The organism is Halohasta litorea (assembly GCF_024494645.1).
GTDB lineage: Archaea > Halobacteriota > Halobacteria > Halobacteriales > Haloferacaceae > Halohasta > Halohasta litorea.
Map to the genome: position 1 here is coordinate 230,112 of NZ_JANHDJ010000003.1, position 21,929 is coordinate 252,040.

Here is a 21,929-nt window from a genome sequence, read left to right on the forward strand (position 1 = left end):
CTCGGTTGTAGCGACAGAAGGGTAAGATCGTTGGCCCTCACAGCGACCGGAAACAACTGTTCGGCCCGGGAATCTTTCACGCAGAATTGAAAAATCAGATATAGTATATATAAAGCTGGGATCGCCGCAGAGCGTGTCGGCTTCACGTCCTACCTCCGTCAGACACATATCAGTTTGAATTATATTTTCTGCAATGGGTTAATATGCGTGGCTATCATATGCAGGTGTAGCTTATGCTCTTGCCTCTTCGTGACCAGATCGGTACCGCCCAGGGAGAATCAGCCGGGCAACTGCCCCGTAATCGCCGTCTCGACAGGGTCCGACGATGAAACTCGCAACGATCGGCGTCGGCAACGCCGGTAGCAAGCTCATCGACCGGATGCTCGAATTCGAACAGGAAACCGGACGGGACCTCTGTCGACACGTCCTCGTGATCAACACCGCCCGCACGGACCTCGCCAAACCGGACCACGTCCCGGAGGACCGCCGGGTGTTGATCGGCGATACTCACCAGAAAGCCAAGGGCCACGGCGTCGGCGGCGACGGCGAGGTCGGCGCGGAGGTCGCCAAAAACGATATCGACGAGATCCGCCGGGTGTTCGACGACGTTGAGATCCACGAAGTCGACGCGATCCTCGTGGCGGCTGGCCTCGGCGGTGGCACCGGCAGCGGGGCCGGGCCGGTCGTTATCGACGAACTCCAGAAGATGTACGACGAGCCGGTATACGGGCTCGGCGTCCTGCCGGGCGAGTACGAGGGCGGCCGTCCCGCCTTGAACGCCGCCCGTTCGCTGCAGTCCTTTGTGACGAAAGTCGACAACTTCATCGCCTTCGACAACGACGCCTGGCGCTCCCGCGGCCAGACCGTCGAGGAGGGTTACGAGGAGATGAACCGCGAGCTCGCCACCCGGATCGTCACCCTGCTCGCAGCGGGCGAGGTCGACGACTCCGACGTCGGGGAGAACGCGATGGATTCGAGCGACATCATGCGCACCCTCGACACCGGCGGAGTCTCCTCAATCGGCTACGCCTCGACGGATCTCGACAAGCCGGAGGGACTGCTCTCGAAGTACAAAAAGAAAGAAGACGACGAGATCAACTCGATGGACGCCGCCAAGATCAAGGGGCTCGTCCGTCGGGCGGTCAACTCCCGTCTCACGATCCCGTGTGAGGTCTCGAGCGCCGACCGCGCGCTGATTATCTTCGCCGGGCCGTCATCGATGATCTCCAGGAAGGGGATCGAATCCGCCCGCGAGTGGCTCGAACAGGAGGCCGACACCGTCGAGGTGCTGGCGGGTGACGATCCCCGTGAGGATTCCGATACGCTCGCGGCGGTCGTTCTGCTGTCGAACGTCACCGAGACCCCGCGGATCAAGGAGATCCAAAATCAGGCCGTCGACGCCCAGAACAAGATCAAGGAACTCGACGCCGTTCGGGAGGAGGAAATTGCGTCGCTGATCACCGACGATGACAATGAACTCGACCCGATCGTCTAGTAGCCGCCGATCGGCGATTCCGACGGCGGGGACCGAGCGATGAAACTCGCGCTGTTCGGCGTCGGCAACGCGGGCACCCGGATCGTCGACCAGCTGCTCGACGCCGAGTCACGGACCGACCGGCCGCTGACCGACGGCAACGTCCTCGCGTTCAACACGACCCCCTCCGCGTTCGCAGACACCAGCCACATCGACGACGAGCGGCAGGTCGTCATCGGCGACATCCATCCGGACGTGAGCCGTCCCGAAGATCTCGCCGACGAGAGCGGGGAGGACCGTCGGGAGGGGGTCGCTGGCGATCCGGAACTCGGCGTCGAAGTCGCCCGCGACGATCTGCCGGAGATCCGGCGTGCGCTCGATCTGGTCGACGACACCGAAGTCGATGCGGCAATGATCGTCGCCGGGCTGGGCGGCGGCACGGGCTGTGGGCTCGGCGCGGTGCTGCTCGAAGAGCTGGCGTCGATCTACGAGCTCCCGATCTACGTCCTCGGCGTACTGCCGACCAGCGAGGAGTCCGACCGACGAGCGTGGACCGCCGCGCGTGCGGTGCGGACGTTCGTCCCATTGGCCGATGCCGTGTTTCCGATCGACACCGAGTCGTGGCTCGCCAGCGCGGAGAGCGACGACTACGACGAGCTCAACAGGGCAATCGCGACCCGACTCGTCTCGCTGTTCGGAGCCGGAGAGCGCGAGACGGCGGCCATCTCGGAGCTCCGGATGGACCCGAACGACCTCAAGCGAACCCTCGATGTCGGCGGACTGGCAACCATCGGCTACGCCGAGACCGAACTCGAGGAGGTATCGGAGGGATGGTACCGACGGCTCCGCCGACTGCTCGGCTTGGACGTGCCGGAGCGCGAACCCCAGACCGATGCGGTGTCGATCAAGAACCTCGTCCAGCGGGCTGCCGACTCGAAGCTCACGCTGCAGTGTGATATCGAGACGGCCGACCGCGTGCTGCTGGTGTTGTCGGGCCCACCCAAGGAGCTCTCACGGAAGGGGTTCGAGACCGGCCGCTATCTGCTCGAAGACAAAACCGGGACCGTCGAGATCCTGGCCGGGGACGAACCGCTGCCGGAGGGCTCGCGGATCACGGCGACGATCCTGCTGTCGAACGTGACCGGCGTGCCGCGGATCGAGACGCTCCAACGGCGGGCAGTCGAGTTCCAGCGCGAGCAGGATGACCTCTCAGCATCCGATCCGGACGATTTGTCGGCCGCTACTACCCTCTCGACAAGCGACACCCAGCGATCAGCAGGCAACCAATCGACAGGAGACGACCAGTCGGCGGGAGACGAACAGCCACCCAGCGACGACCACGGGTTCGACTTCCAGGAGGCCGAATTGGTCGACCAGTCCGAAGCCGACTCCGAAGGGGAGTCCACGTCCTCGGAAGACGAAACCGAGGAAGAACCCACGCCCGCGGACGGTGATACTGCTGACGACGATACTGCCGCCACCGAATCCGAGTCCACGGGGGACGGGTCGGCTGCCGAAAACGAGCCACAGAAACAATAACTGACGCCGCCGATCCAACTCCGGTATTCTGATAGCCTTTCGCTGGGACCACGGGGTATGGACGTTCACATCTCGACCTCGACAGTCGCGGGCATCGCCCGGGCACCACCATCGAAAAGCTACACCCACCGGGCGATCCTCGCGGCGGGCTACAGCGACGGCGCGACCGTCTACGACCCCCTCGACAGCGCCGACCCCCGAGCGACGATGCGCGCGGTCGAAGGCTTCGGCGGAACGGTCGACCGCCCCGAGACCGAGGGCTCCCTCGAAATTTCCGGGTTCGACGGGACGCCGGAGGTTCCCGACGACGTAATTAACTGTGCCAACAGCGGAACGACGATGCGACTCGTCACCGCGGCGGCGGCGCTCGCCGACGGCGGGACGGTGCTCACCGGCGACGACTCGCTCCGCTCGCGGCCACAGGGGCCGCTCCTGGAGGCCCTCGACTCGCTCGGCGTCCGCGCCACGAGCACCCGCGGCAACGGCCAGGCCCCACTGGTCATCGAGGGACCGCTCGCGGGCGGCGAGGTCGACATACCCGGCGACGTCTCTTCCCAGTACATCTCGGCGCTGCTGATGGCCGGTGCCGTCACCGAGAAGGGGATCGAACTGAACCTGACAACCGAACTCAAAAGCGCACCCTACGTCGATATCACGCTCGAAGTCCTGGAGGATTTCGGCGTGGTCGCCGAACCGGTCGGCGCGAGTGGTGCGGACGGCGTCCGCTCGGCAGGTGCGGAGGGGTTCGTCGTCGAGGGCGGCCAGCAGTACAGCCCCGAGGGCGGCACCTACCACGTCCCCGGCGACTTCTCGTCGATGTCATACCTGCTGGCGGCGGGCGCAATCGCCGCGGCCGACGGCGAGTCGGTCGTCGTCGAGGGAGCCCAGCCGAGTGCACAGGGAGATAGCGCGATCGTCGACATCTTAGAGGCGATGGACGCCGACATCGAGTGGGACCGAGACGCGGGCGAGATTACTGTCGCACAGTCCGACCTCACCGGGACGACCGTCGATGTCGGCGACACCCCCGATCTGCTGCCGACGATCGCAGTGCTCGGCGCGGTCGCCGAGGGCGATACCGTCATCGAGAACTGCGAGCACGTCCGGTACAAGGAGACCGACCGGGTGAGCGCGATGGCCACCGAACTCGAAAAGCTAGGCGCGTCAGTGACCGAGGAACACGACGTACTGACGATCCACGGCAGCGACACGACGCTCTCGGGAGCGGCGGTCGAGGGCTACCACGACCACCGCGTCATCATGTCGCTGTCGGTCGCGGGGCTCGTCGCCGAAGGAACGACCACGGTGACGGGGGCCGATCACGTCGACATCTCGTTCCCGGACTTCTTCGACGTGCTCGACAACCTGGGCGGCGCGGTCGATCGAACCGAGTAGTCCGGTGCGCTACGCGAGACGGTCGGTGACGTCGAGCAGTCCATCCGACTCGTTGCTGTCGGATTCGTCGCTGGTCGACTCGGTTTCCTCGGTCGAACTGTTGGTCGGCTCGGTGTCGGCCGATTCATTGCCCGTCTCCGTGCCGTTGGCGGCCTCGGCGGCTGTTGGCTCGGCTGTGATCGACTCGGCGAGCGTCCGTGCGTTCTCACCTTCGGTCATCCGGAACTGTCGGGGATAGACGCCGATGGCGACAAGCAGGTCGTCGCCGCGATCGACGGCCTCGGTCACGTGAATGTCGAGCTCCAGGGGCAGCCCGGAGAAGTTCGCCTCGGCGACGAACCGCGATTTGGTGGTCGACTGGTCGAGGATCGTGATCGTCTCATCGCTGTCGTGTTCGATTCCGTCGATCGACTCGTAGTTGTCCCCGATCAGTTCGACCACCTCTCGACCCGACATCTCGCCGACCGGGTTCATCGTCCGCCCAGCGATTTCGAGCTTCGGCGTCGAGAGCACCGCGAACGTCGCGGTCGCCTGCTGGGCGAGTCCCTCGATGCCGACCTGTTTTTCGTAGTTGGAGAGATAGCTCGTGACGGCGATCGTCTCCGACTGCCCGGCGACCTCGACCGTTTCCTCGGTGACGATCTCCTCGATCCCAACCGCCGCGTAGCTGGTCGAATCGAGCGCCGACTCGCTGACGCCTGCCGGTGTCGACTCCAGACTGGTCACCGTACCCAATACGCCACTGAGACAGCCCGAGACGCCGAGCATACCGGCAGCTGCGGTTCCTGCGAGGAGGGCCCGTCGGTTCATTCACCAAAGACAGACCACCCGTTGATAAGTGCTTGTTGGAAACTGGTCAGTACAGTTATACAGTTCGCTACTGCGCTCCTCAGTCCTGGTCCCCATCACCCAGGCCGCCGTCGGCGTGTGGATCGCCCGTCGCGTCATCGCTGCTGTCGGCGGGCGCAGCCGACGACGCCTCGCGTTTCTCGGCGAGTCGCTGCTCGAACCACCGCCACTCGGCGGAGAACTGATCGGTCTCTTTGAGGTTCCAGACATCGGCGTCCTCGACTTTCGGCCCCACCCGGAACGACTGGAACAGGTTCAGCGCCCAGATGCCCAGCCCGATGATCAACAGGACCGCGCCGAAGGTGGCCAACTGCTGGAGCACCTCGAACTCGGCGGGGTAGGCCGCCCGGCGGCGCGGCAGGCCGAGATAGCCCAGCGCCAACAGCGGCGTAAACGTCGTAAACACGCCGACGATGGTGATGTAGGCGTGAACCTTCGCGGCCCGCCGGTCGTACATCCGACCCGTGAGCAAGGGGAACCAGAAGTAGCCCGCCGCAAAGGCCATGAACGTGATGATGCCGACGACGATGAAATGGAAGTGACCGACGACGTAATAGGTATCATGAAGCACGAGATCGATCGGAATCGACGCCAGAAAGACGCCGGTGACGCCGCCGATGATGAACGTGCCGATCGAGCCGATCGAGAAGATCATCGGCGCGGTCAGTCGGATCGAACCGCCCCACAGGGTCGTGATCCAGTTGAAGACCTTGACCGCCGAGGGGATGGCGATGGCGATCGAGACGGCCATAAACGCCGCCCGGAGCCGGGGGTCGATCCCCGTCGAGAACATGTGGTGGGCCCAGACGCCGAACGAGAGGACCCCGATCGCCAGCGTCGAGTAGACGATGAACTTGAAGCCGAACAGTTTGCGGCCCGCGAACTTCGGCAGGATGTAGCTCACGAGCCCGAAGGCCGGTAAGACGAGGATATACACCTCGGGATGGCCGAAGAACCAAAACAGGTGTTGCCACAGAATCGGTCCGCCCTCGGCGGTGAAGAAGGCGGTGCCGATGTTGCGGTCGGCCAGCAACATTAGGAGGGCACTCCCGAGCAGCGGGAACGCAAAGAGGACGATCCCGCTGGTGGTGAGGAGTGTCCAGGAGAAGATATCGAGACTCGACCACGTCACCCGCTCGCCGCGCATGGTGAAGATGGTCACGATGATGTTGATCGCCCCCATCACGGTGGCGAGACCGCTGAGGTGTAAGCCCAGCAAGAGCAGGTCCATCTGGGGGTTTTGCAGCGTCGTCGACAGCGGGACGTAGAGCGTCCAGCCGCTGGCTGGCGGTTCCAGGATCAGTAAGACGGGGATGTCGATCCCGAAGGACAACAGCAGCTTCCCCAACACCTCGGTGAGCAGGCCAGCCCGCGCTAACAGGAAGGCCATCGGGATGAGCCAGAAGGCGATGGCGTTGATCCGGGGGAACGCCATGTCCTCGGCGTCAAGCAGGATCGGGATGAAGTAGTTGGCGAAGCCGAAGAAAACGGGGGTAACGAAGAAAAACAGCATCGTCAGCCCGTGCATCGTGAAGACGGCGTTGTAGGTCTGGGCGTCCCAAATAGTCGGGTTCGCCGTGAACAGTTCCGCCCGAATCATCATTCCGTCTGTCGCCCCCCAGGTCCCGGCGGCAATCCCGAAGAGGATGTAGAGAATCCCGATATCCTTGTGGTCGACCGTCGTCAGCCACCGAAGCAGGCCATCGGGTTTGTGCGCAAAGCCGGTTTGTCGCCCCGGCAGCCAGGCCGAAAACCCGCCGTCCGAGACGAGTTGCCTGTCAGTCGGCTCGGAAGCGGTCGCCCGACGAGCCACCAGCACCGCACCTCCGACGAACGTGACCGCAAAAAAGGCCAGCAACGCGAGGTCTATCGGCACTGTCGACCACTCCCGCGGTCCTGTGAACACATATCATGCCGCTACTGTCTCGGGGTTGTTAGATGTGTTTGAGTGTTGTCATGAATGTCGGTCGACTTGATAGCCATGGCGGCGACCAGTCAGGGAGAGTTTTGGCCGACCTCGGGCTCCGGCCGATCAGGGGTCGGCTCAGCGGAGTCGCTGAACCGGTCGTAGAACGCCCCCAGCAGGAAGCCGTAGGCGAGGTGGGCCAACAGCGTGAACCCGGCGAACACCGCCAACAGTGGGCCGGTGATGTCGCCACGGCCGAGGATGAAAAAGGCGATCCAGAGGGCTGCGCCGAGGATCATCCCGTTGGACGGCGAGTCATCGAACGGGAAGTAGGGCTCGATGGCGACGAACAGCAGCGGCCAGATGACCGTGCCGACGAACGCGAAGGTAATGAAGCCGATAAAGGTGTTGCCGGGCATCCCGACGTAGCGGGCGACCGCGTCGAAGGCCCGAACCTGCTCTCTCGTTTCGACCTCCAACATGAGAAAGACGACCGACATCACCGAGATTCCGGTCGCCCCGCCGAGGATGCCGCCTGCGATCCGGTTCACGCCACCTCACCCAGAGTCTCCATACACCTCCATCAGCACCGCAGTCGACATAAAACTCGGTTCCCGTCGGATTCGGCGACTGTGTTATAAACGGACCAGTGAATCGGACCCCACAGATCAGTCAACACTACGTAGCTCGCGTCACTACGAGCAGCCATGATTACAGTCGAGGGACCGACGGCCAAGTGGACTCGCATCGAGACGGGAGGAACCGACTCATGACACGCCAGTACGCGCCCGTCTCGCCGCCGGTCGCGCTGACGATCGCTGGCAGCGACTCCGGCGGCGGCGCGGGCATCCAGGCCGATTTAAAAACGATGGAGGCCCACGACACCTTCGGGACCTCCGTGGTCACCGCGACGACCGCCCAGAATACCACAGGTGTCCAGGACGTACACGTCCTCCCCCCGGACCATATCGAAGCCCAGTACCAAGCCGTCGTCGACGATTTCGCCGTCGAAGCGATCAAGACCGGGATGTTGGCGAGCGAAGAGGTGATTGAGACCGTCGCCGACTGCATCGACCGCTACGGGGGACCACTCGTCGTCGACCCCGTGATGGTCGCTGCCACTGGTGACCGACTGCTCAGCGAGGACGCCGAGGATGCGTATAACGAACTCATCGCCCGATCGACGCTCGTGACTCCAAACGTCGACGAGGCGGAGATCCTCACCGGTACCGAGATCGACGACCAGGCGGCTGCGGAAGCGGCTGCCACCACACTCGTCGAGCAGGGAGCCGACGCCGCCCTCGTCAAGGGCGGCCATCTCGACGGCGACGAAGTTGTCGACACCCTTGTCGTCGGGCAGGGCGACGACAGCCGGACCGAACGATTCAGCCATCCACGGATCGAGACCGCCGCGACCCACGGCTCGGGCTGTACGCTGTCGAGTGCGATCGCCGCCCGGGTGGCCGCCGGGGAGTCGCTGTCGGAAGCGGTTGCTGGCGGCGCCGCGTTCATGGAACGCGCCGTCCGCTACGGAATCGACGTAGGGTCGGGGTCGGGGTCGGTCCACCACATGGTCGACATCCGCGAGCGGGCCGACCGCGTGGCGGTAAGTGAGGCCGTCGAGTCGGTCGTCGCCCGGCTGGTCGATCGGAACGTCGAGACGCTCGTTCCCGACATCGGGATGGGTGTCGTCGGCGCGACGCGCTACGCTGAGACGCCAGCCGAGGTCGTCGGTGTCGACGGTCGGCTCAGCCGGACACGGAGCGGAATCCGACCGACAGCAGGGGTTCGCCCCGGTGGCTCGCGGGGGCTCGCCCGACAGCTCGTGGCTGCCCGCGAAACGCATCCCGAGCTTCGGTTCGCGGTCAACTGCCGGTTCGATAGCGGGGTCGAAAGCGCGCTGGCGGCGGTCGACGGGCCGGTAGTCGAAGCAGCGACCGCCGACCAAGACGAAGCGCGTATCGAACGGGTCGACCACACGGCCCCAGTGGTGGGCATCGATGAGGATCGACTGCCAGAGGGCGACCCGCCAGCGGCCGTGGTCGACCGCGGTGGCGAGGGTCGGGAGCCCGGCGTCGTGCTGTTCGCGTCGGATTCGGAGACGCTCCTGGAACGAACACTGACGCTCTACGAGGCACTGATTACGGAGTAATCGCTCGGCGTGGGGAGTCGACGAATAAATAAAACCGAAGCAGGTGGCAGTCTACAGCGAGACGGCCGATTTGCTGACGAGCGAATCGGGCACGCGGAGTTCGGTGACCGTCGAGGCACCCGGTGCGGTGGTGAGTGTCAGCGACACCCGCTCGCCGCCGCTGAGTGGGCTACCAAGGGCTTCTGCAGCATCGAAGGAGATCTTGTAGCGGTCACTACGATCGGTGATCACGTTATCGTTCGTTGTCGACGTGATGTTACTGATCGAAGCTTCACTGTCACCGACGACACCGGTTACGACCGAGTCAGACGTAACGAACTCGTAGGTGACGTTTTCGAGCTGTATATCCTCGGCTCCTGCTGCTTTCGTGAGGGTGACGTTGACTTTGTCAATCTCGTCGCCATCGGTCACGTTGCCCGTTGCCGACAGGATGTTAATGCGGTCGCTGACCTGCTGTGTCGATTCTTCACCGGTTGCTTCGGCCTGTGTCTGGAGGAGTCCGGCCGTGTTAATCAGTACACCTGCGGCGATTGCGGCGACCAGCACCATCGCAATGAAGACGATGAGGGTGCCGATTCCGACTTGACCTCTGTTTTCTGTGAACATTGTCTGTATAGTCTGTAGTTGTTGCGTGCTACAGACACTGTGTGATCGAAAAAGGCGGTTGTAATTAAACTCATCTCCCCAAATATTTATTTTGATATCAGAAAGTAAACTAGGTGACAAGTCCATGGAAGTTCGCACAACGACCTCGATCAGCGGGCTGCGGAGAATCGGACACTCTGTGGGTTCGGAAAGCAAAAAGCGTAGCCGATAGGCCGTCGGTACGTCTCAGCGAACGAGCCGACTACAGGAGCCACAGAGGTTCTCTTCTTTGACATCGACCTCGCGAACGGTCGGTGAGAAACTCATCACGCATTTGGAGTTGTCGCAGTGTTCCAGCCCGAGGGTGTGGCCGATCTCGTGGACGACCTCCTTGCGGACGCGGTCGGAAAAGACGGCGGTTTCGGGCTTCGAGGAGATCCCGCCATCCGAGGAGGTCTGGAGGCGGTACGTCGAGATGACCGAGCCGTTGCCGTTGAGATAGGCGAGGCCGAACACGTAGTTGCGGCGGCGGTAGTAGAGGTCCTCGGCGGTGACGCCGATGTTTTTGTCGCCCGATCCCACGCGGCTGACGAGTTCGATCAGGTCCTCGGCGCGGTGTTGGTTCCGATTGGGGTCGAACGCGCCGTCGGGGATGGGTTGGCTGTCCTGGACGGTCACATTACAGCCGTAGACCGACCGCAGGCTAGCCGAGGATTCCCGCTTGACCTGCGCGGGGACGTCCCCGATCGGCACGATGTCGACAAGCATGGAAAGCGGTATGGAGGGGCTGTTATTAAGTCTCACGCCAGACCGGCGTGCCGTCCCACGATTGGCGGCGGCCAGCACCGCGTTCGGCGTCTCGGTACGTTTTTTTCAGTGCCACGTTTCGGTTCGGTTGATGGACGTAGATACGGTCGTACTCGACATCGACGGCGTACTGCTCGACGTGGCCGACTCCTACCGGCAGGCGGTCGTCGACAGCGTCGACCGCGTGTACGGCGAGACGGTCGACCGCGAGGCCATCCAGGCGTTCAAAGACGCCGGGGGGTTCAACAACGACTGGCTGGTGACCGACGCGGTCGCCCTGTACGTGTTGGCCGGGCAGGCGGGCTACGAGGCCGATATCGGGACGTTCACCGACGACATCGCCGCTCACGGCGGCGGCTTGGAGGGCGCGGAGGCCACACTGGCGGCCGAACTCCCGAACGCGACCTTCGAGGAGATCGTCGACGAGTGGGACCCCGACGAACTCCGCGAGGTGTTTCAGGCACTCTATCTCGGTGCTGACCTCTATCGAGAACTCGAAGCTAGCGAGCCGCCGTTCGAGACGGCGGGCTACATCCACGACGAGCCAGTGGTGGTTGACCCCGAAACGCTCGATGTACTCACGGACCGCTACAACGTCGGCGTGGTGACGGGGCGACCGGCCGCCGAGGCGACGATCGCGCTGGATCGTGCCGGGATCGAAGTCGACGACGCCCACCGGTTTACGATGGACAACTGGGAGCAGGGCAAACCACACCCCCACGCACTCATGACGCTGGCCGACCGCTTCGGTTCCGAATCCGTGGTCTTCGTCGGCGACACGCTGGACGACATCGAGACGGCCGTCAACGCAGCCAGCGAGGACCCGGAGACGATTTATAAGGGAATCGGCGTACTTACCGGCGGGCTGACCGGCGAATCGGGCCGCGAGAAGTTCACCACTGCCGGGGCCGCCGCGGTGCTCGAATCGGTCAACGAGCTGCCTGAGTATTTAAATTAGTCACCGGCTACCGTCCCACAGATACCGGGGTCGTTCGCCGCACACGCAAGTCTTAGGGTCGAACCGTTCCCACGATTCGTCATGCGAATCGCACTCCTAGGCGGCACTGGCGATATCGGCGAGGGGCTCGCCCTGCGGTGGGCGTTCCACTCCGACCACGAGGTCGTGATCGGCTCCCGTGATCCCGAGAAAGCTCGGGCGAAAGCCGACGAGTACGAAGCCGAGATCGAAGAGCGAGGCGTCGACACCAAAATTACGGGCTTCGAGAACGCGATGGCTGCCGACCGCGCCGACGTGATCGTCTTGGCGGTTCCGGCCTACCACATTGCCGACACCGTCGAAGCCGTCGAAGACTCGCTTTCGGAGGGAGACATCCTCGTCACGCCCGCAACGGGGATGAAACGCGACGAGGACGGTTTCCACTACCATCGGCCCGGCGCGGGCAGCGTGACCAAGATCGCGGTCGACGCCGCCCCCGAAGGTGTCCCCGTCGTCGGCGCGTTCCACAATCTCGCCGCGGGGCGGCTCACGGATCTGGACGCTGACTTAGGTATCGACACGCTACTTATAGGGGATGACGAGTCTGCGAAGTCGACGGTCGGCTCGCTCGCCGAAGATATCGACGGGCTGCGGGCACTGGATGCGGGCGGCATCGCAAATGCCGCCGAGATCGAAGCGGTCACGCCACTGCTGATCAACGTCGCGATGAACAACGACGGCCTCCACGATCTGGGCGTCCGGTTCGACTAACCTATATAAACAAACGGCGGTTATTTATATACGATTGCGGCTACTCGGCACAGAGATCGACGAAGTTCCGGAGAATCCGCAGGCCGGTCTCGCCGCTCTTTTCGGGGTGGAACTGGGTGCCAAAGACGGTTCCCTCCTCGTTGGCGATCACCGCAGGGAAGTCGACGCCGTAGTCGGCGGTAGCGACGACAGCGTCCTCGTCGTCGGGGTCGGCGTAATACGAGTGGACGAAGTAGGCGTACTCGCCATCCACACCCTCGACGAGGGGGTGCTCGCGCTGCACATCGAGTTCGTTCCAGCCCATGTGGGGAACCTTGCGGTCGACGTCGAAGCGTACGTTCGTGCCGGGGACGAAGTTCAGCCCCTCGACGTCGCCCTCGCCCGCGTGTTCGGCCTCCTCGCTCGATCCCAGCAGCATCTGCATCCCGAGACAGATGCCGAAGATGGGCTGGCCGCGGTCGGCTGCCTCGGCCAATGCCTCGCGGTAGGGACCGGCGTTGTCCATTCCCTCGCGGAACGCGCCGACGCCCGGGAGGACGATGCCGTCGGCGTCGGCGAACGTATCGGGGTCTTCGGAGATCGTGACGCCCGCGCCAGCGCGTTCGAGGCCACGGGTGACGCTGCGGAGGTTGCCGAGGCCGTAGTCGACGACGACGATCTCGGCAGCCGTTTGTTCGGGTGGGGTCGCGCTCATACAGGCTCTCTGGGGGCGGGAGGCAAGTGGTTTTCCGTTCGCGCAGTCGGGTCGCGACGAGACGAGTTAGATAACCGCCGAGACGCCGCCGAACAGCCCGACGGTGACCAGCAGTCGACCCAAACTGCCGATGAACGTCGCAATGGCGAACTTCAGGTAGTCCTTTTCGAGGATGGAAAACGCGTAGATCGAGATCGTATCGGGGAAAAACGGGACCGACAGCGCCATCGCAAGCCCGGCGTAGCCGTACTGCCGGGCCAGCTGGACCGACTGCTTTTCGGACCACGCCAGGATGTTCCACCGCGAGTCCCGGAGCCAGCGGACGATCGGCCCGGCCTGTTTGACCTCCTGGCCGATATGGAAGGCAAACAGGCTACCGGCGGCCTTGCCGGTCGCGCTCACCAGCATGATACTGGCGAGTCGACCCCCGGGGCCGAGACCCAGATCGATCGGCGCGACCAGTACGACCTCGCTCGGCCCTGGCAGGATGAACGCGATCAGAAACGAGTAGACGAAGATGATGCCCATGCCGGGCCACCCAGTCGCCGACTCGACGAGGGCTTCGACACCCTCTGCGACCGAAATCAGCGGCAGTTCGGCGACGTGTGTGAGAGACAACACGCCCATGTTAGTGGTCGCCTCTCATCTGACTACTGGCCCGCCGGTGGTCGGTATCGACACGATTGTCCAGGACGACATGGAGTGGCAATATTGTTAGTAACTCACTAATCGACCGGCAAGAACGTACCGATACCGTCGACCCATGGAGGTCTGGTCGGATCAACTCAATAGCATGATATTTTGTCACTATTGTCGCTGTGGTTGGTGTGAACGGTTAGCATGAGAGTTCGGCCCCGTGAGATCAACGACGAAGCAGCACTCGCCGATGGACTGGCCGAATATCTCCCACGACTCAGTGATGAAGGATCAGAAGAGACTGTCAGAGACGTCAAGTCGGCGCTGGTGAGCGAATAGAGTTAGAAGTGACCGGCCGACTCGTTGGAGTACTGCAGATCGCCGCCGCGACCGCCCTCGACCGTGTCGGCACCGGTATCACCAGTAGAGGGGACCTTGACCTCGACGTTTTCGATCTCCTCGAACTCCATGAACATATCCCGCTTGATGTTCTGGGCGGTAACGTTCGAGATCCCACAACCCGAACAGGTACCGCCGAGTTCGACGACGACCTGTCCGGTCTCGGCGTCGGCCTCCCGGACCACGCTTGTGCCGCCGTGCATCTGGATGATCGGCATCTGTTTGACCATCCACGTCTCGACTCGTGATTTGAGGCTCTCGTCACTCATTACTCCTTCTTGGGGCTGCAGCTATGGGTAAGTTGTGGTTCGAGTGCGAATCAGCCACAAACGATCATCGCGTTTAGAGCCGCGAGCGGTCGCCGGTGCCGTCGGTGAGGGCGCTGGCGACCGCCCCCTTAACGACGACGTCGTCGCCGTGGTCGGTCAGCATGACCTCGGGGATGTTCGCCATCACCATGTCGTCGAGGCGTTCCCGGAGGGGATCGACCACCAGCTCGGGGTTGTTGAGCGCGACCGCGCCGCCGACGCTGATCACCAGCGGGGCAAAGGCATGGACGATGTTGGCGACGCCCATCGCGTTCCAGTGGGTGACCTGCTCGATGACGTGGTCGGCGAAGGCGTCCTCGCCAGCGTGCTCGAAGACGTCGACCGCCGAGAAATCGGGATCTTCGAGGGGGAGGGCAGTGTCGATGGGGTCGTCGTCGTGGAGGCGGCGGGCGTAGGCGGGGATGTTGTTGCCCGAGCAGTAGGCCTCCCAGTGGCCGTCGTGGCCACAGCCGCAGGTCATGATTCCCTGGGGGTCCAGCGTCATGTGGCCGACCTCGCCAGCGTTGCCGTCCCAGCCAGCGATGACGTGGCCATCGACACAGACGCCCGCGCCGATCCCCGACGACATCGTCAGGTAGACCATGTCGTCGGGGTTGCGCTCGGAGTGGAACCGCTCGCCGATGACACCCGCGATCGTGTCGTTGTGGAGGTAGATGTCGTCGGTCGCCAGCAGTTTCGAAATCGGTCCCGTAAGCGGGATGCGGTCGATCCGGTCGGGGAGGTTGGCCGGGTCTTCGACCGCGCCCGCGGCGAGATCAAGCGGGCCGATCGAGCCGATACCACAGGCACTCGCAGCCGAGGGGGCGACCCCGGCCTCGTCGCAAGCCTCACGGATGTGGTCCAGGATCGCTTCGGTGACCGCGATGCCGGTCGGTCCGCGCGGCGTCGACCCACGGGCCGAGCCGAGGATCGTCGCCGAGTCGTCCGCGACGACCGCTCGCACGTTCGTTGCCCCGAGGTCGACGCCCACGTAGTAGGCCATCACGCGAATAGGGAGGGCGATAGCACTTAATTGAGCCGCTTTTTGCTCACGCGTGAATAGAGTTCCCACGGGAGCTGTCGAGGGCCGAGCACAGAGAGCGATAACGGTCGCAGCTCAGTAGTCCGGCGTATCGTCTTCGACGGTCCGTTTCATGGACTTGCGGCGGGATTTGGCGTCCCGACCGGTCGCCTCAAGCAGGAACTCGTTTTTCAGCGAGACCGCCTCGGCAGCGGCGTCGGCCTCGCCCGCGGCGATGACTTCCTCGGCGGGCCGCTCCTCGAAGTGGACCGCGAGCTTGTCCTTTTTGCCACTGTACTCTGCGGCCCCGGCGAGAATCCGGTTGAAAACCGGGTTGTCCGGCTCTTCGACCACATACAGCTCGTGGCCGTTTGCCTCTTCGGTGCCGGTGACGGGGCCGAAGTACGATTCGATCGTCGACTCGAGGTCGGGGACGCGGTCGTCGAGATGCTCGCCGCGACGCATCTTGTACTCCTTCATCGGCCATCCGTTTGCGAGGCGACGGTTTACCTGTTTCGTCGTTCCGATCTGACAGCACCCCGAAAATTAGGTCGGCCGCTCGGAGATGTAGCCGCGTTTGCACTCCGGACAGATATCGCCAGCGCGCATCGAGGAGTCCCCCGCCAGCCGCGAGAGGCCGCACTCCGGACAGTAGAACTCGGTTTCGATGTCGTCGACGGTCGGCTCGTACTCGACGGTCGACTCCTCGGCACGGGTAAAGGAGAGTTCGACCTCCTCGCCGTCGGCGGCCGGTTCGGCCTCTGATTCGGTGATCTCGGGGGTGAAACCGCCGCCGAAGGTCATATCCTCGGGCTCGCCTTCGGGCGGCTCGTCGGCCGAGTAGCCTTCGTCATCGCCCTCGACGTCGGGCCACTCGGTGTCCCCGTCGCTCTCCTCACCGGTGTCGTACTCGGGCCACTCGCCGGGTTCGCGCTCGGCCGACGGCTCGTCGGCCTCCTCGTCGGTGTCGTCATCGGTGAGAATGACGCCGTCGTCTTCGGCCGACTCGACGGTATCGGTCGGCTCGTCGGCGGGGTCGGCGGGCGCGGCGGCGTCGGCCGCGGCGGCCTCCACGTCGTCGACGGTCATATTGGCGGGTTCGGCCGCGCCGAGGTCCTCCGGCTCGCCGCTCTCGCCGGGCTCGTCGTCCTCGTCGGTCCAGACCTCCGCATCCTCGGTAGTCGAGACCGAGTCGTCGATCGTCACGCCGAGATCGTCGCCACCGGTGGTCCCTGTCGATTCGGCGGCCCCGGTGGCGGTCTGCTGTGTGGCCGACTGCCCGGCGGTATCGGCGGGACCGGCGGCCGACTCGGCGTCGGGCGCGTCGGCTTCGGCCGCGGTTGCGGTGAGCTGTTCCATCGAGGTGACCTCGGTGTTCTCGCTGACGATCCGCCGCTCACCGCACCGACTGCATGTTTTGACCTCGTTGACGGTGATTACCACTTCGTTTCCCTGTTCTTCGCGTTCGCGTTCGAGTTCGGGCTCGCCAAAATCGTGGCTGAGCAGACACCGGAGTCCCATTAGACGACATATCGAAGTAGACGACTAAAAGCTACTCCCTCTTGTCCGCCACGTGTCTGACGCTCCGGGCCATTCGCGCCGGTAGACGTAAATCCGTACCCCTCGTTAGCTGTGAGTATGGGAGCGAAGCCCGAGTATCGGGATCGCCCGGCCGTCGAGGTCGACATCCTCGATGCACTCGTCGAGCGCGCCGACGAGGGGATGACCGTCCTGGAACTCCGGGCGGTCGTCGACAGCGACATCGATCGGATCGAAACCGGGCTGTCGACGCTGAAAGACGACGGCCTCATTACGGTCGACAAGCAGGACGGCACTGTTCGCATCCAACCGGCCGACCACGTCATCGAGACGAATCCGACACCCGAGGATGAGGAGACATGGGTCGACGTGCTTCGGGATCGGCTCGGCTTTTAACTAACAGGCCACTGTCGCCTGCCGAGGCGTCGCTGTTTTACTCCATCGGGACCTTGAGTCGGTAATGACACTTGTCGGAGACAGTCACACCGAACTCGGTGCGACGTTCGTGAGCCGGAGCGGCCGCGAGGTCGTCGACCACTACGGCCGCCCCGAAGTCGCCCATCGGGCAGTTCGCAACGGGGTCGGCGTGATCGAGATGGCCTACGGCATCGTCGCCATCGAGGGCGACGACCGCGTGGAGTACGTCGACAACATCGTCTCCAACCGGGTCCCCGAAGAAAACGGCGAGGGCTGCTACGCGCTACTTTTGGACCCGCAGGGCCGAATCCAGTCGGATCTCTACATTTATAATGCCGGAGAGCGGCTCCTGCTGTTTACGCCGCCCGCCGAGGCCGCGCCGCTGGTCGAGGCCTGGCGCGAGAAGGTCTTTATTCAAGATGTCGAGATAACCGACGAATCCGATTCGTTCGGCGTCTTCGGTGTCCACGGGCCGATGTCGACCGAGAAAATCGCCTCGGTGCTCAACCATGCGGGCGCACCCGAACCCGAACTCACCTTCGAGCGCGGCTCGATGGGCGACGCCGGGGTCACCGTCGTCGCGAGCGACAACCCGACCGGTGAGGAGGGGTACGAGGTGATCTGTGGGGCCGACGACGCCGAGAGCGTCCTGGATACCCTGATCAATCACGGCCTCAACGCCGCGCCCTTCGGCTACCGGACGTTCGACTCGCTGAGCCTCGAAGCGGGGACGCCGCTGTTCGAGACCGAGCTCCACGGTCGGGTTCCCAACACCGCGGGGCTCCGTCACGGCCTCGACTTCGAGAAGGGCTGTTACGTCGGCCAGGAGCTCGTCTCGAAGGTCTCAAACCGCGGCCAGCCGAGTTCGCGGCTCGTTGGGCTGCGAACCGACTCGCTGGTCGAGGCCGGGGCGACAGTGACCGACGCGGGCGAGGAAGTCGGCGAGGTGACGCGGGCCGTCGAGAGCCCCTCGCTCGACGAACCGATCGCGCTGGCGTTCGTCTCCTTCGATGCCCAACTCGACAGCGCCGCCGTCGAGAACGCCGAGGCGGCAGCCGATGCCGAAGCGGTCGATCTCCCGTTCGTGACCGGTAGCAGAGACTCCCTTCGGCTGCCGAGCTATCCCGACCCGAAGACGACAGATCAGGGGTAGGTTAATACAGCTACCTGATCTATACGGGATTATGAACATGGATCCCCGACTCTCGACGGGCGTCTCGGGGTTGGATGCGGTACTGTCGGGCGGGGTACTGCCCGAGCGGTCCTATCTCGTTCGAGGCGGACCGGGCACGGGCAAGACCATTCTCGGCCTCCAGTACCTGCTGGCGGGCATCGAGGCCGATGAGACCGCGCTCTATCTCAGTTTCGAGGAGCCGCCCGACAACATCATCGAAAACGCCGCCCGACTCGGCTTCGACCTCTCGGGGATCGAGTTCCTGGATCTCACGCCGAGCGGTGACCTGTTTGCGGACCCACGGCCATACAGCATCTTCGAGCCCGACGAGGTCGAAGGCGAGACCGTCCTCGGGCGGGTCAGCGAAACGATCGACCGGCTCGCTCCCGACCGGGTGGTGTTGGACTCGGTTAACCGGATGGAGGCGCTGACGGCCGACCGGTATCAGTTCCGCCAGCAGCTGGTCTCGCTGATGACGCGGCTGACCGACAACGGCGCGACGGTGCTGTTTACGACCCAGCCGACCAGCGAAACTCCTGACGACGAACTCCAGTTTCTGGCCGACGGGACGATCGAACTCGATTTCGGATCGAAGGGCCGAACCATCCAAGTCACGAAGTTCCGCGGCTCGGGGTTCCAGAGCGGCTCTCATACGGTCCAGATCACCGACACCGGGATGGCGGTCTACCCGAAGCTCGTTCCCGGCAACTACGAGCGGGAGTTCGTCGCCGAGACCGTCTCTTCGGGTGTCGAGGGGCTCGACTTGCTTTTGAACGGCGGGATCGAACGCGGAACGGTTACGGTGCTGAGCGGGCCGACCGGCGTCGGCAAGACGACGACCGCGACGAGTTTCGCCGTCGAGGCGGCCAGACGCGGCGAGCGGGCGGCGCTCTACCTCTTCGAGGAGAGTCCCGGCACCTTCCGCCACCGCTGTGCAGGCATCGGGTTGCCGATCGACGAACAGATTGACGCGAGGACGCTCGCGGTCGAAGCCGTCGAGCCGGTGACCATCTCGCCCGACGAGTTCGCGGACGCGGTCCGCGAGGAGGTCGAGACCCACGGGACCCGGCTGGTGATGCTCGACGGCATCTCGGGGTATCAGCTCTCGATGCGCGGCGAGGACGACGACATCGTCACCGAACTCCACTCGCTGTGCCGGTATCTCAACAACATGGGGGTGACGACGATCCTCCTGGACGACGTCTCGAAGGTCACCGGCAACACCGAGGTGACGAGCCACGGAATCAGCTATCTCGCCGACAACGTGGTCATGCTCCGCTATCTCGAAATCGAGGGCGAGCTTCGGAAAGCCGTCGGCGTGCTGAAAAAGCGGGCCAGCGACTTCGAGCGCAGCCTGCGAGCCTTCGAGATCACCGACGACGGGATCGTCGTCGGTGAGAAACTCACCGATCTCCACGGGATCCTCTCCGGAACCCCCGAAACAACCGACCCACCGTAAAAATGAGCGAAGAGTCCTCCACCACACCGATTCAGCCGCTCGGCGACACCCCCCGCTCTCAGTCCCCGCGGCTCCACGTGGTCTGTTCGATCCGGAGCAGTCGGGATCGCGAGCTGCTGGTCGGCTGGCTCGAATCGATCGACCGGGTGACCGTCTCGACGGCCAGTCCCGAGGAGCTGGCCGTCGTCCCGTTCGATCTCTGTATCGTCGACCAGCCGACGCTGTCGCAGAGCGGCGACCGGCTGCTCGCTCGCAGCCAGCGCGCCCAGCCCGTCGCGCTTCCCTGTTTGTTGGTGACTGCTCGGAGCGAGAGCCACACAAGCGCCGGGAGAGCGGTGGTTCCGGACGATCTGCAGCCGTTGGTGACAGACATCATCAAACCCCCGGTTCGGAAAGCGCAGCTCCGGCGGCGACTCGACGTGTTGTTGGAGATCCGCCAGCAGTCCAAACAGCTAGCGAGTTCGAACGCCCACCACCGGGAGCTGTTGGAGCTGCTGCCGGAGGCCGTCTTCGTGATCGCCGACGGGGAGATTCAGTACGTCAACTCGGCCGGGGAGTGTCTGCTGGATGCCAGCGAACCGATCCTTTTGGGAACGGCGTTTCTCGACTACGTCGCAAGCGAAGATCAGTCGACGGCGGCCGATCTGCTCGATCCCGAGACGGCCGCGGCAGCCGTCAGCGAGCATCGCACGGCGTTCGTCGAGCTCGAACTCCACGTCGACGGCGAGGCGGTCATCACCGAGGCGGCTGCGACACCAGTCGGCCTGGACGAGGATGCGGTCCAGCTCGTCTGCCGGGATATGACCGAGCGAAACGAGCGGGAAAGTCGGCTCCGGCTCTACCGGACCGCGATGGACGAGGCGACAGTCGGCATCACGATCACCGACGCCAGAGAGTTGGATAACCCGCTCGTCTACGTCAATCGGGAGTTCGAAAAGCTGACCGGACACGACGGCGAGGAGCTACTCGGAGAGAATCCCCGGCTCGTCCAGTCGCCACGAACGGACCCCGAGACGGTCGCCGAAATCCGCAAGTCGGTCGACGCGGGGGAGCCGATCTCGGTCGAGCTCATCAATCAGCGGGCCGACGGCACCGAGTGGTACAACGCGCTGACGATCTCGCCGGTCCACCAGGACGGCGAGCTGACTCACTTTCTGGGCTTCCAGCGCAACGTCTCGGCGAGCCGCGCCCAACAGAACCAGCTGGCGGTCCTCGATCGGGTGCTGAGACACAACCTCAGAAACCGCCTGAACGTCGTTCTCGGCCACGCCGAAACGCTTGCCGACGGCACGAGTACCGAGGCTGTTCCGATCCACGCGAGTGCGATCTGCAAGACGGCGACGGAGCTGTTGGCGCTCAGTGAGAAGACCAGACGGTTTCGGACCGCCCTCGAAGCCGACGCCGAGACGACCACAACGGTGGGATTGGGCGGGGTGATCGAGGACAGTCTCGGACCGGTCCGCGAGGAGTGGCCGGATGCCCGCTTCGAGTATCGGGTCGATGAGACGGCCCGCGTTCAATCCGAGAACGCGGTTCGGTTTGCGGTCACCGAGCTGCTGACCAACGCGGTCGACCACACCGAAAGCGAGATGCCACAGGTCAGAATCGAGGTGACGACCGCCGACGGGGAGATCGAAATCCGGATTAGCGACACCGGTCCAGGAATCCCGGAAGACGAGCGGCAGCCATTCGACGATACGACCGAGACGCCGGTCGATCACGCCATCGGTATCGGGCTGTGGCTCGTCCGGTGGGCCGTCAACAGTGCGGGCGGCGACCTCGACTACGAGGAGCGCGATCCCCACGGCAGTCGCATTACGATTCGGCTACCTGCGGTGGCCGACTCGCCGAACGACCGGACCTAAAC

At 64.0% G+C, this 21,929-nt stretch carries 22 protein-coding genes; 11 read left to right on the top strand and 11 right to left on the bottom strand.

Going from position 1 to position 21,929, the window contains the following annotated elements; genetic code table 11:
- The first annotated feature begins 325 nt into the window (after positions 1 to 325).
- The 3 genes from NO877_RS09505 to aroA are packed head-to-tail and all read left to right on the top strand — an operon-like array spanning position 326 to position 4,408.
- On the top strand, positions 326 to 1,495 hold the full coding sequence (locus NO877_RS09505; RefSeq protein ID WP_256396101.1) for a tubulin/FtsZ family protein: 1,170 nt from the start codon (positions 326 to 328) through the stop codon (positions 1,493 to 1,495).
- Between the two features lie 39 nt (positions 1,496 to 1,534).
- The gene (locus NO877_RS09510; protein ID WP_256396102.1) at positions 1,535 to 3,013 is read left to right on the top strand and encodes a tubulin/FtsZ family protein; all 1,479 of its coding nucleotides are present in this window, start codon (positions 1,535 to 1,537) and stop codon (positions 3,011 to 3,013) included.
- Positions 3,014 to 3,070: 57 nt separating this feature from the next.
- Positions 3,071 to 4,408 carry a 3-phosphoshikimate 1-carboxyvinyltransferase gene (gene aroA / locus NO877_RS09515; protein ID WP_256396103.1) on the top strand — a complete coding sequence of 446 codons (1,338 nt, stop codon included), beginning with the start codon at positions 3,071 to 3,073 and terminating at the stop codon, positions 4,406 to 4,408.
- Between the two features lie 9 nt (positions 4,409 to 4,417).
- Here aroA and NO877_RS09520 read toward each other — a convergent pair whose 3' ends face one another.
- The 3 genes from NO877_RS09520 to NO877_RS09530 all read right to left on the bottom strand — a co-directional run bounded on the left by NO877_RS09520 (position 4,418) and on the right by NO877_RS09530 (position 7,714).
- On the bottom strand, positions 4,418 to 5,218 hold the full coding sequence (locus tag NO877_RS09520) for a DUF6517 family protein (RefSeq protein ID WP_256396104.1): 801 nt from the start codon (positions 5,216 to 5,218) through the stop codon (positions 4,418 to 4,420).
- A 79-nt stretch (positions 5,219 to 5,297) separates the two neighbouring features.
- On the bottom strand, positions 5,298 to 7,163 hold the full coding sequence (locus NO877_RS09525; RefSeq protein WP_256396105.1) for a cbb3-type cytochrome c oxidase subunit I: 1,866 nt from the start codon (positions 7,161 to 7,163) through the stop codon (positions 5,298 to 5,300).
- An 89-nt stretch (positions 7,164 to 7,252) separates the two neighbouring features.
- Entirely contained in the window at positions 7,253 to 7,714 is a 462-nt protein-coding gene (locus tag NO877_RS09530; RefSeq protein ID WP_256396106.1) for a DUF6789 family protein, read from the bottom strand.
- A 218-nt stretch (positions 7,715 to 7,932) separates the two neighbouring features.
- On the opposite strand from NO877_RS09530, the gene thiD reads away from it, so the two are divergent.
- Positions 7,933 to 9,315, top strand: a complete 1,383-nt coding sequence (gene thiD, locus NO877_RS19915; protein WP_379827340.1) for a bifunctional hydroxymethylpyrimidine kinase/phosphomethylpyrimidine kinase — start codon at positions 7,933 to 7,935, stop codon at positions 9,313 to 9,315.
- Between the two features lie 51 nt (positions 9,316 to 9,366).
- Here thiD and NO877_RS09545 read toward each other — a convergent pair whose 3' ends face one another.
- A complete protein-coding gene (locus NO877_RS09545) occupies positions 9,367 to 9,921 on the bottom strand; it encodes an archaellin/type IV pilin N-terminal domain-containing protein (protein ID WP_256396107.1) in 555 nt (184 codons plus the stop codon).
- Between the two features lie 225 nt (positions 9,922 to 10,146).
- On the bottom strand, positions 10,147 to 10,668 hold the full coding sequence (locus NO877_RS09550) for an archaemetzincin family Zn-dependent metalloprotease (RefSeq protein ID WP_256396108.1): 522 nt from the start codon (positions 10,666 to 10,668) through the stop codon (positions 10,147 to 10,149).
- A 130-nt stretch (positions 10,669 to 10,798) separates the two neighbouring features.
- Here NO877_RS09550 and NO877_RS09555 point away from each other — a divergent pair, with 130 nt between their 5' ends.
- Complete coding sequence (locus NO877_RS09555) at positions 10,799 to 11,665, top strand: TIGR01548 family HAD-type hydrolase (protein WP_256396109.1); 867 nt, start codon at positions 10,799 to 10,801, stop codon at positions 11,663 to 11,665.
- 81 nt (positions 11,666 to 11,746) lie between these two features.
- Entirely contained in the window at positions 11,747 to 12,415 is a 669-nt protein-coding gene (gene npdG, locus NO877_RS09560; protein ID WP_256396110.1) for an NADPH-dependent F420 reductase, read from the top strand.
- 40 nt (positions 12,416 to 12,455) lie between these two features.
- Here npdG and hisH read toward each other — a convergent pair whose 3' ends face one another.
- Positions 12,456 to 13,109, bottom strand: coding sequence for an imidazole glycerol phosphate synthase subunit HisH (gene hisH / locus NO877_RS09565; protein WP_256396111.1), 654 nt, complete (start codon positions 13,107 to 13,109; stop codon positions 12,456 to 12,458).
- Between the two features lie 66 nt (positions 13,110 to 13,175).
- The gene (locus NO877_RS09570) at positions 13,176 to 13,736 is read right to left on the bottom strand and encodes a YqaA family protein (RefSeq protein ID WP_256396112.1); all 561 of its coding nucleotides are present in this window, start codon (positions 13,734 to 13,736) and stop codon (positions 13,176 to 13,178) included.
- 213 nt (positions 13,737 to 13,949) lie between these two features.
- Here NO877_RS09570 and NO877_RS09575 point away from each other — a divergent pair, with 213 nt between their 5' ends.
- Entirely contained in the window at positions 13,950 to 14,084 is a 135-nt protein-coding gene (locus tag NO877_RS09575) for a hypothetical protein (protein ID WP_256396113.1), read from the top strand.
- Positions 14,085 to 14,086: 2 nt separating this feature from the next.
- Here NO877_RS09575 and NO877_RS09580 read toward each other — a convergent pair whose 3' ends face one another.
- The 4 genes from NO877_RS09580 to NO877_RS09595 all read right to left on the bottom strand — a co-directional run bounded on the left by NO877_RS09580 (position 14,087) and on the right by NO877_RS09595 (position 16,994).
- Complete coding sequence (locus NO877_RS09580; RefSeq protein ID WP_256396114.1) at positions 14,087 to 14,413, bottom strand: NifU family protein; 327 nt, start codon at positions 14,411 to 14,413, stop codon at positions 14,087 to 14,089.
- Between the two features lie 73 nt (positions 14,414 to 14,486).
- Positions 14,487 to 15,455 (bottom strand): ROK family protein, encoded by a 969-nt coding sequence (locus NO877_RS09585; protein ID WP_256396115.1) that lies wholly within the window; start codon positions 15,453 to 15,455, stop codon positions 14,487 to 14,489.
- Positions 15,456 to 15,569: 114 nt separating this feature from the next.
- Entirely contained in the window at positions 15,570 to 15,953 is a 384-nt protein-coding gene (locus NO877_RS09590; RefSeq protein ID WP_256396116.1) for a DUF5611 family protein, read from the bottom strand.
- Between the two features lie 66 nt (positions 15,954 to 16,019).
- Complete coding sequence (locus NO877_RS09595) at positions 16,020 to 16,994, bottom strand: DUF7093 family protein (RefSeq protein WP_256396117.1); 975 nt, start codon at positions 16,992 to 16,994, stop codon at positions 16,020 to 16,022.
- A 117-nt stretch (positions 16,995 to 17,111) separates the two neighbouring features.
- On the opposite strand from NO877_RS09595, the gene NO877_RS09600 reads away from it, so the two are divergent.
- The 4 genes from NO877_RS09600 (at position 17,112) to NO877_RS09615 (ending at position 21,927) form a co-directional block, all read left to right on the top strand.
- Positions 17,112 to 17,408, top strand: a complete 297-nt coding sequence (locus NO877_RS09600; RefSeq protein ID WP_256396118.1) for a DUF6432 family protein — start codon at positions 17,112 to 17,114, stop codon at positions 17,406 to 17,408.
- Between the two features lie 64 nt (positions 17,409 to 17,472).
- Positions 17,473 to 18,582 carry a CAF17-like 4Fe-4S cluster assembly/insertion protein YgfZ gene (ygfZ, locus tag NO877_RS09605; RefSeq protein WP_256396119.1) on the top strand — a complete coding sequence of 370 codons (1,110 nt, stop codon included), beginning with the start codon at positions 17,473 to 17,475 and terminating at the stop codon, positions 18,580 to 18,582.
- Between the two features lie 31 nt (positions 18,583 to 18,613).
- Positions 18,614 to 20,062, top strand: a complete 1,449-nt coding sequence (locus NO877_RS09610; protein ID WP_256396120.1) for a DUF7125 family protein — start codon at positions 18,614 to 18,616, stop codon at positions 20,060 to 20,062.
- Positions 20,063 to 20,064: 2 nt separating this feature from the next.
- On the top strand, positions 20,065 to 21,927 hold the full coding sequence (locus NO877_RS09615; protein ID WP_256396121.1) for a hybrid sensor histidine kinase/response regulator: 1,863 nt from the start codon (positions 20,065 to 20,067) through the stop codon (positions 21,925 to 21,927).
- The last annotated feature ends 2 nt before the right edge of the window (positions 21,928 to 21,929 follow it).